7 protein-coding genes are annotated in these 8688 nt (G+C 66.2%); 5 read left to right on the top strand and 2 right to left on the bottom strand.

All coding sequences use genetic code 11. The features are described from left to right. Positions 1-854: efflux RND transporter permease subunit (locus OXU42_01710; GenBank protein MDE0028105.1), on the top strand; the 854-nt coding region annotated here is incomplete at its 5' end. Between the two features lie 74 nt (positions 855-928). On the opposite strand, the gene OXU42_01705 is transcribed toward OXU42_01710, so the two are convergent. After that, positions 929-2338 (bottom strand): TM0106 family RecB-like putative nuclease, encoded by a 1410-nt coding sequence (locus OXU42_01705; GenBank protein ID MDE0028104.1) that lies wholly within the window; start codon positions 2336-2338, stop codon positions 929-931. 86 nt (positions 2339-2424) lie between these two features. After that, positions 2425-3870: an amidohydrolase gene (locus tag OXU42_01700; protein ID MDE0028103.1), complete on the bottom strand. Its 1446-nt coding sequence runs from the start codon at positions 3868-3870 to the stop codon at positions 2425-2427. A gap of 293 nt (positions 3871-4163) precedes the next feature. Here OXU42_01700 and grdC point away from each other — a divergent pair, with 293 nt between their 5' ends. From grdC to OXU42_01680, 4 genes are all read left to right on the top strand, one after another. Continuing rightward, positions 4164-5612, top strand: coding sequence for a glycine/sarcosine/betaine reductase complex component C subunit beta (gene grdC / locus OXU42_01695; GenBank protein MDE0028102.1), 1449 nt, complete (start codon positions 4164-4166; stop codon positions 5610-5612). Positions 5613-5701: 89 nt separating this feature from the next. Then, complete coding sequence (grdA, locus tag OXU42_01690; GenBank protein ID MDE0028101.1) at positions 5702-6172, top strand: glycine/sarcosine/betaine reductase complex selenoprotein A; 471 nt, start codon at positions 5702-5704, stop codon at positions 6170-6172. A gap of 57 nt (positions 6173-6229) precedes the next feature. Continuing rightward, positions 6230-6454, top strand: a complete 225-nt coding sequence (locus OXU42_01685; GenBank protein MDE0028100.1) for a DUF433 domain-containing protein — start codon at positions 6230-6232, stop codon at positions 6452-6454. Positions 6455-6506: 52 nt separating this feature from the next. Further along, positions 6507-8669 (top strand): class I SAM-dependent DNA methyltransferase, encoded by a 2163-nt coding sequence (locus OXU42_01680; GenBank protein ID MDE0028099.1) that lies wholly within the window; start codon positions 6507-6509, stop codon positions 8667-8669. The last annotated feature ends 19 nt before the right edge of the window (positions 8670-8688 follow it).

The following is an 8688-nucleotide window of genomic DNA, read 5'->3' as shown; positions in this document are numbered from 1 at the left end:
GGAACGACCCCACGTCTACAAAACCCCCTCACTCGAGGGGTTTTGCAAGAGGCTCGCTCAAGAACCTGGTGCGGCTGGAGGAACGCCGCGGACCCATGTCGATCCAGCGGCTCAACCAGGAACGGGTGGTGTCCATCTCCGGCGAGGTCTCGGGACGCGACATGGCCGGGGCCGTGGCCGACCTGCAGGCGGCACTGGGACAGATCCCGCTGCCGCAAGGCATGGTCATCCAGGTGAGCGGAGACTTCGAGGAACAGCAGAAGGCCTTCGGCGAGCTGCGGATCGGCCTGCTCCTGGCCTTGATCATGGTCTACATGGTCATGGCGGGCCAGTTCGAGCGCCTCATCGATCCGTTCGTGATCATGTTCGCGGTTCCGTTCGCGGCCATCGGCGTGCTCGCATCGCTCCACGTGACCGGCACGACCTTCAACATCAACTCCTACATCGGCATCATCCTGCTGGTGGGCATCGTCGTGAACAACGCCATCGTGCTGGTGGACTACATCAACCTCAAGATGCGCGAGGAACGCCTGAGCGTCGTCGACGCGGTGGTCCTCGCGGGCCGCACCCGGCTCCGGCCGATCCTCATGACGACCCTGACCACGGTCCTCGCGCTGGTGCCGCTGGCATTGGCATGGGGCGAGGGCGGCGAAATTCAAGCGCCCATGGCCCGGGTGGTGATCGGCGGACTGATCACCTCCATGCTGGTGACGCTGGTGCTGATCCCGGTGCTGTACGCCACCGTGCGGGAACGGGCGTGGCGGAAGTCAGAGGCCCGTGAGGCGGGGGACGCTACGGTGGCGCCAGCGACCGCGCCTCCTGCGACCGCGCCCGTGCACGATTCGACAGAGTGACAACCCGACGGATGGCGCCCTTCGACTTCGCTTCGTCCTGAGCCTGTCGAAGGGCTCAGGGCGAACGGTCAAGGTTAAGTTGACCCGGTGAGCTTCTGGTCCACGTGCCACATGGCGAGGCAGTCGTCCTCGTTGTAGAGGACGGCCTTCTCGGCCAGGGAACGGTCACCGGTTTCGAGGGAGTCCCAGTAGCACAGCAAGGCCTCGTAGGCACCGAATCCCTGCTGGCGCCAGTTGAAGCCGAGGGCCGGGGCGACGCTCTTGATGGAGAAGCGCGGCACGGGCAGGTAGACGGCGTCCTGGATGCACTGCTTCAGGTCCACGCAGGAGCCCAGGAGGCGCGCCAGCCGTCCCTCCAGCCGCGGCCAGCGGCGCATGACCGCCTTCATCTGCCTTACCTCGTAGTCGGTCCAGTGATAGAGGCGCACGGCTTCGACGTCGTCGCCCACGTAGTCGAGGAACCCTTCGAAGATCTCCACTTCGTCCTCGGGGCCGCGGGCCAGGAACTTGACGAACTGGTCGCGGGAGCCGTCCCAGCAACCGATGAGGTAGACGTGGGGCGGCATGGTGGGATGCATGTCGTCGGAGGTCTCGAAGTCGAAGTAGAGAGGCCGCCTGGCCCTGGGAATCCGCAGCTCGCGGCCGTGCCTGGGGACGGGTTGCCCCGTCCTGTAGCTCTGGGCCACGTGGTAGGCCGTCGCGCCGTGGCGCGGTCCCAGGATCTCCTCGATCTCCCCGGGGGAACGGGTCCACAGCTCATCCACGCCGTGGATGCCGGCGGCCCGGAGCTTCGCCCGCTCGGGCGCGCGCACCCCGGCCAGCAGCACCAGGTCCCGGCGCTCGTGCACCAGCCTGTTGCCGTACACGCGCCACGGTGAGTCGGTGACGTCGGGGGGCCGGCCGGGCTCGGGTTGCGCCGCCGTGCCGTCCCGCAGTCCCGCCCAACGCGCGGCCACGTCGTCCATCCTGTTGCCGAAACCCGAGACGTCTACGGGACGGACCTCTTCGCGAAGCGCCACGGTCACCCGCGGCGGCGTGTAGCCCTGGAGGGCGCCGACGGTGCGGTTGTAGAAGGCGGCCTGGAGCACATAGGCGTCCCGGAGCTTGCGCGCGCGCTTTATCTCGATGACCCGGTAATGGTAGGGGCCGAGGTCCGAGGCGTGGCTGTCGTCGCGCACCAGCAGGTCGCCGCGGCCGTAGACGTCCCGGCCCAGGTCCCACAGTTGCGGTTGGTGAATGGCGGGAACGCCCTCCAGCATGGCCCGGAGGGTGCGGACCAGGGCCGCGTGGCCGAAGTCGGGCCGGATCGCCAGGGCTCCGGGATAGTGCGCGGCGACCCAGGCGTCCTCGTGCTCGACGCCCCGGCGGTAGCGCATCTGCTCGTAGCGGCCGATCTCGTTCACCGCCTCGGCCCTGGGGGCGTGGTACTGGCACCAGACCCAGAACGGGTCGCGAAGCACCTTGTCCGCCAGGGACGGACGCAAGCGGGAGCGGCCGTGAATCCTCTGGCCGGCGGTAGCGCGGTCGAGCAGCGCGCGCAGGCGGATTTCCGGCCCCTGGAGCGGCAGCGTTAACTGAATGCCGGCTTCTCCTTGGGATAGTGCGCTTCCATGGCCGAGCGGTAGCGCTCCATGATGCCGCGGTTCAGCTCCAGCGGCGGCTGCTGGTCGTCGGGCAGCAACGGCCGGTACTCCACGCCGCCGATCTCCTCCTTGAAGGTCTCCTTGGCCCGCGCCACCAGTTCCGGGTCCATCAGCAGGTCGATGGCCGAGGCCGCCATGGTCTTTGCGCCCACGACGGCCCCCTTGTGGGCCACGGTTGTGGCCAGGGACACGCCCGCGCCCCAGTGGTGGTAGGCGATGCCCGGGATGTTGGACGGGAAGTTCACCACGCCAGACGGCACCACCCAGCAGACATCGCCCGAGTCGTTGGCGGACACGGACTGAACCGCTTCCCGAAGCGGCGCCACCTGATTGGGCATCCCGGTGGGCTTGACGTTGACCTTGGTCTGCAGGTCGGTGACGAGCTTCTGCTCGGACTCGCTCCATTGCGGCATGCCCACGGCCTCGATGTTGTTCTGGATCACTTCCGCCAGCACCCGGTTGCAGCGGGTCGGCGCCACCGCGCTGAGCACGTTCACCGAATAGGAGGTGTCGGTCATGGTGGCCGCGCCCTGGGCGACACGCTTGGCCTTCTCGAAAAGCGCGCGCGCCTTCTCCGCGGTGGCCTCGCGGAAGAACCACCAGATGGTGGAGGTGTTGGGGATGACGTTGGGCTGGTCGCCGCCGTTGCTGATGACCCGGTGGCTCCGCTGGGAGGGCTCCAGGTGCTCTCGCAGCTTGTCCCAGCCGATGTCCATCAGCACCGCCGCGTCCAGCGCGTCGCGCGCGTTCCAGGGAGAGGTGGCCGCGTGGGCGCTCTCGCCCTTGAAGGTGAACTCCGCGGAGATGAGCGCGTACTGCCGCAGGCCGTAGACGGTTCCCAGGTTGGAGCCGATGTGGTCGTGCAGCGCCACGTCCACGTCCTTGAAGTAGCCGTCGCGCACGAAGTACGGCCGGCTCACGAGCTGCTCCTCGGCCGGGGCGCCGTACACCCGCAGCGTCCCCTGGATGTCGAACTGCTCCATGGTCTTCTTGACCGCCACCGCCGCGCCGATCATCACCGCGGCGTTGACGTTGTGCCCCTCGGTGTGACCCGGCGCCCCGTCCACGATGGCCTTCTGCTCCGCCACCCCCGGCATCTGCGAGCTCGATGGCGTGGCGTCGAACTCCGTGTGCAGCGCCACCACCGGCTTGCCCGACCCGTAGGTGGCGATGAACGCCGTGGGAATCCCCGAGATGTTCCGCTCGATCTCGAAGCCCGCCTGCTCCAGGATCTCGGTCATGAGCTCCGTGGTGCGGAACTCCTGCATCCCCAACTCGGCAAAGTAGAAGATGTTGTCGCCGAGAAGCGCGATGTTGTTGCCGTTCTCTTGCACGGCGTCCATGGCGAACTGCTTCTGTTTCGAATCCTGCATGGTTTCCTCCCGTGGGCATGCCGGGCCGGAGTCGCGTGGTGTCGGCTCCGTCGGCGTGGCCCTCATGGCATGCGCGGATCATATTACAAGGAGCGCAGTCCGTCGACACCTGCACCGTCCATAACCCCACGAGCGTCATTCCCGCGGAAAGCGGGAATGACGGACTGGTCTTGCGTCGCTGGGAAGTGGGGTTTTGACACAGCCTGTTTCGCGGGAATGACGCTCGTGGGGTACGTGGGCATCCCTGCCATGCATCCTTGCCCAGCTTGCGTGGACGTTATAAGGTCCGTCCCATGTCGACGAATCAGCCCGTCATCCGGGGCGCGGCCACCGCCCTCGCCCACACTCCGAGCCTGGTCCGCTACGGCTCCAAGCCGTTCCGGGAAACCAAGGCCCGCCCGGAGTTCCTCGCCGAGTTGGCGCGGGGCCTGTGGAGCTACGACGACGCGTGCCGCTACCTGCCCAACCAAGTGTTCATCGGCAGCCAGTCGCCGGCCCGTCTGTGGGAGGTGGAGCAGCCCTGGTTCGACAAGCTGACCGACGCGGACGGTGGCGAGGCACCTTTCGGGCACATCATGGAGGAACGGCGTTTCCTCGCCCTGCTCGCTTGCGCGGACCCGTTCAAGCACGTGCTGCTGCGCGAGCGGTTCTGGGAGGAGATGGGTCCGGTATTGCAATCGACTCCGCTAACGGCACCGCTTGTCTCCAAGACCCCCGCGCTACTCACCGACGCCCGGATGGACGCCGAGGTGGACTCCGCCGACAGCCTGCCGCTCTTCGCCGGCGGCGAAGGCGCGCCCGTGGGAGTCGTAAAGACGGGCCACTCCGAGGACGAGGCGCTCTCGGCCGCGGTGCTGCTGGAAAACCTCTGCTGCAAGGTCTCGGGCGCCCTGGCCGTGCACGAGTTGCTGAACCACGTCGACGGCCTGGGCCTGGGCGATGTCGACCTCGTCTTGAGTTGCTCCGAGGAGGCGGTGGGCGACCGCTACCAGCGTGGCGGCGGCAACATGGCCAAGGCCATCGCCGAGTTCGCGGGATGCGACCTCGGCACCGGCATCGACATCAAGGACTTCTGCGCCGCGCCCATTCCCGCCATGGTCATCGGCGCCTCGCTCGTGGAGAGCGGCGTGTTCGAGAACGTGGTGGTGGTGGGCGGCGGTTCCCTTCCCAAGCTCGGGATGAAGTCCCTCTACCACCTGGAGCAGGGTATCCCCGTGCTGGAGGACGCGCTGTCCGCGGTGGCCGTGTGGATCGGCCGCGACGACGGCCACGGCCCGACGGTGAACCTGCGGGCGGTCGGACGCCATCCCGTCAAGGCCGGCGCCGCTCTCGACAAGCAGTTCCGGGAGCTTGTTCTGGAGCCGCTGCGGCGGCTAGAATGGGGCGTCGACCAGATCGACCGGATCGTGACCGAGGTACACAACCCGGACATCACCGTGTCCGCCAAGGCCGGTGACGTGGCCGCCCGCAACTACAAGATGATGGCCGCCATGCTCGCCATGGCCAAGGAGATCGACCGGGGCGACATCGCCGGATTCGGCCGCGCAAAGGGGGTGTGCGGCTACGCCCCCACCCAGGGGCACATCGCCTCCGGTTTCGTGTACGTGCCCCACGCGCTGAGGGAAATGGCCGCCGGAGACATCCGGAACTGCATGCTGGTTGCCAGAGCGAGCCTGTTCCTGGGCCAGATGACCGAGGTGACGGACGGAATGTCGGTGCTGATCGAGCGGAACGGCGCGTAGCAGTAGCTGCTCAACTCTGCGAAAATTCAAGGCTTTAACACGGATTGCGCTACTTCAAGGTCTGACCCTACCAAACGAGGAGAATTCCCATGTCGGCAGAACCCATCACCCTCAACGGCAAGAAACTGATCATCCTTGGAGAGCGGGACGGCGTCCCCGCCCCGGTCATCGAGCAGGCCATCACCGGACTGGGAGGCGAAGTCGCGTACGCCGCCACCCAGTGCTTCGTTTGAACAGCCGCTGGGGCCATGGACCTTGAGGATCAAGGTCGAATCAAGGAACTCGCGGAAGCATACGGAAAGGACGACATCGTCGTGCTGCTCGGCGCTCCCACCACCGAGAGCAGCCAGGTCCAGTTCGAGACCGTCACCACCGGCGACCCCTCCTACGCCGGCCCCCTCGCCGGCGTGGAACTCGGCCTCCAGGCCTACCACGTCTTCGAACCCAACGTGAAAGCCGCCATCGACCCCGACCAGTACGCCGAGAACATCGAGATCCTGGAGATGGGGCTGGACGCGGACGCGATCGTGGATGCGCTGGCGGGGATGCGGGCGGGGTAGCGAGCAGCCTTCGTAGGGTGTCCCCAGGCTGCCACGGCCGCTAGAATGGCTGGCGCCATGAACTATCGAGACGTCATCACCATCGAACCCGGAAAGCGCGGCGGCAAGCCGTGCATCCGAGGGCTTCGAATAACCGTCTACGATGTCCTCGAATACCTAGCATCCGGCATGTCCGAGGATCAGATACTCTCCGATTTCCCGGATCTCGAGCGCGACGACATCCGCGCCTGCTTGGCGTTCGCCGCTGACCGGGAGCGCCGCTTCGTTTCGGTGCCATCCTAGTGAGGCTATTGTTCGACCAGAATCTGTCCCCGCGATTGCCTCGCGTAGTTTCATGAACCACAGCGAAATCGTCGGCTTTCTTTGGAGCGTCGCGGACCTGATCCGCGACAGCTTCAAGCGCGGGAAATACCAGGACGTCATCCTACCGCTGACCGTACTGCGCCGGCTCGACTGCGTGCTGGCGCCAACCAAGGAGGCGGTGCTGGCGCGGCAAGCGGAGCTGAGCAAGCGCGGCCTGCAAGATCTCGACAGGGCGCTACGCGCGGCCTCGGGCTTCGCCTTCTACAACACCTCGCGCTACGACTTCGACAAGCTGCTGGGCGACGCGCCGCAGGTGGCGGCGAACCTTCGGAACTACATCGCCGGTTTCAGCGAGAACATGCGCAGCGTGCTGGAGCGCTTCGACTTCGACAACACCATCAGCAAGCTGGAAGAGGCGGGGCTGTTGTTCCAGGTCCTGGAGCGCTTCAAGAACGTGGACCTGCACCCGGAACAGATCGACAACCCGACCATGGGGACCATCTTCGAGGAGTTGATCCGCCGGTTCAACGAGGCGCTGGACGAGAACCCCGGCGAGCACTTCACGCCCCGCGATGTGGTCCACTTGATGGTGGACCTTATGCTGGCCGGAGACGAGGGCCTCATCGCCGCTCCGGGGGTCGTCCGGAGCGTGTATGACCCCTGCTGCGGCTCGGGCGGCATGCTGATGATCGCCAAGGAGCACATCACGGTCGGGGTGCGCCCCAACGGCAGCACAACCGGAGCGGAGTTGCTGCGACCTGCCATCAATGCCGGGGCCGAGATCTACCTTTTCGGACAGGAAGTGAACCCCGAGACCTGGGCCGTGTCGAAGTCGGACATCTTCATGAAGGACCCGACGGGCCGCGATGCCGAGAACATCGCCTTCGGGAGCACCCTGTCCAACGATCGCCACGCCGGCCAGACCTTCGACTACCTTATCGCCAACCCGCCCTACGGCAAGGACTGGAAACGGGATCAGGAGACTGTCGAGTCCGAGCACCAACGCGGTGCCGCGGGGCGCTTCGGACCGGGCCTTCCGCGCATCAGCGACGGCCAGACCCTGTTCCTGCTGCACATGCTCGCCCACGCAAGGCCACCCGCCGAGGGCGGCGCGCGCATCGCCATCATCATGAACGGGTCGCCCCTGTTTACCGGCGACGCCGGCAGCGGCGAAAGCGAGATCCGCCGCTTCATCCTGGAGAACGACCTGCTGGAAGCCCTCATCGCCCTGCCCGAGCAGCTCTTCTACAACACGGGCATCGCCACCTACGTGTGGCTCCTCACCAACCGCAAGGCGCACGAACGCCAGGGCAAGGTGCAGCTTATCGACGCCACCTCGTTCTGGTCGCCCATGCGCCGGAGCCTCGGCGACAAGCGGCGCGAGATACCGCCGGAAAAAGCCCTGGAGGTGCTCGACCTCCTCGCCAACTACAGCGACGGCGAGACGCGCATGCGGACGGAGAAGGACAAAGAAGAGGAGGTGGTGGTCAGCCACATCTTCCCCACCACCCAGTTCGGCTTTCGCAGGATCACCGTCGAACGCCCCTTGAGGCTTAACTTCCACGCCACTCCTGAACGCATCGCCCGTCTGGAGGAGCAGAAAGGCTTTCAGAACCTGGCGAAGTCGAAGAAGCGGGGCGAGGCTGGCGCCAAGGAGGAGGCCGACGGCCGTGTCCGGCAGGAAGCGATCCGAACCCTGCTGAAGCTGATGCCCGATACGGTCTGCAAAGACCGCGAGGCATTTGTTGCCGACGTTGCGGCCGCAGCCGCCAAGGCCGACCTCAAACTGCCTGCAACGGTCAAGAAGGCGATCCTCTCGGCGCTGGCCGAGCGCGACCCGGACGCCGAGATCTGCAGGAGCGCGGACGGCGAGCCGGAACCGGACTCGGAACTCCGGGACACGGAGCGCGTGCCCCTACCGGATGGAGAAGACCCCGCGGACGCAGAGAATGTGCCGGCTAGTGTCCGAGCCTTCTTCGAGCGTGAAGTGAAGCCCCATGTACCCGACGCCTGGATCGACACGTCGAAACGCGACCACAAGGACGCCAAGGTCGGAGTCGTCGGCTACGAGATCAACTTCAACCGCTACTTCTACCGGTACAAGCCGCCCCGGCCCATTGCGGAGATCGAAGCGGATATCCAGGCAATTGAGAACGACATTCTGGAGATGCTGAAGGAGATGCGGGTGGGCTAGAGTGAGCGCTCCAAGACCA

Source organism: Deltaproteobacteria bacterium (genome assembly GCA_028818775.1).
Taxonomy (GTDB): Bacteria; Desulfobacterota; Binatia; order UBA9968; family JAJDTQ01; genus JAJDTQ01.
Note: the sequence above shows the minus strand (reverse complement) of the source record. Positions and strands in the feature narration are given on the sequence as shown.

Coding starts and splice junctions, on each gene's coding strand:
- OXU42_01700 (MDE0028103.1), bottom strand. CDS start 3,870: ATGCAGGATTCGAAACAGAAGCAGTTCGCCATGGACGCCGTGCAAGAG.
- grdC (MDE0028102.1), top strand. CDS start 4,164: ATGTCGACGAATCAGCCCGTCATCCGGGGCGCGGCCACCGCCCTCGCC.
- OXU42_01685 (MDE0028100.1), top strand. CDS start 6,230: ATGAACTATCGAGACGTCATCACCATCGAACCCGGAAAGCGCGGCGGC.
- OXU42_01680 (MDE0028099.1), top strand. CDS start 6,507: ATGAACCACAGCGAAATCGTCGGCTTTCTTTGGAGCGTCGCGGACCTG.